We start from the raw sequence: 465 nt of genomic DNA on the forward strand, positions 1-465 counted from the left end.
TGTAAATTGGTAGCGAAAAGATAAATAACTCCGTGTTGGTCAAATATTGATACGACACGAGTATAAGCTTTGGAGGAATACCCATGAAAGTGACTATATTGGCAAACTATGCGCCCAATGCCTATAAAGGATTGATACAGGGCTCGGACCGAGAAGCTGCAATCAAGACGCTTTTTGAAAGCGTTGGCGGCAAGGTTTTCGGTGTGATGTTTACTCGCGGCGCCTATGATATCGTGGTCAATGCTGAGGTGCCGGACCAGGCCGCTGGGATGGGCCTAGCCCTGGCGGTGCGGGCAAGCGGCTCGGTGACCGACCTCGTTGTCCTCGAAGAGCTCGACATGAAGGCGGTGCTCGCAGCGGCCAACAAAGCTGCAAGAGTTTACAAGCCCGCCGGCTGATTGGACTGACTGTGCATTGATGGCAGCACGGTTTCGATTGAGACTAACATACCTCCTTGGTCGGGAG

The 465-nt window shown here is 52.5% G+C and carries 1 protein-coding gene; it reads left to right on the forward strand.

All coding sequences use genetic code 11. The features are described from left to right. Nucleotides 1-89: 89 nt before the first annotated feature. Nucleotides 90-398: a GYD domain-containing protein gene (locus NMG70_RS31695; protein WP_254028132.1), complete on the forward strand. Its 309-nt coding sequence runs from the start codon at nucleotides 90-92 to the stop codon at nucleotides 396-398. The last annotated feature ends 67 nt before the right edge of the window (nucleotides 399-465 follow it).

Origin of the sequence: Mesorhizobium ventifaucium, assembly GCF_935822925.1 — a bacterium.
GTDB classification, from domain to species: domain Bacteria; phylum Pseudomonadota; class Alphaproteobacteria; order Rhizobiales; family Rhizobiaceae; genus Mesorhizobium; species Mesorhizobium ventifaucium.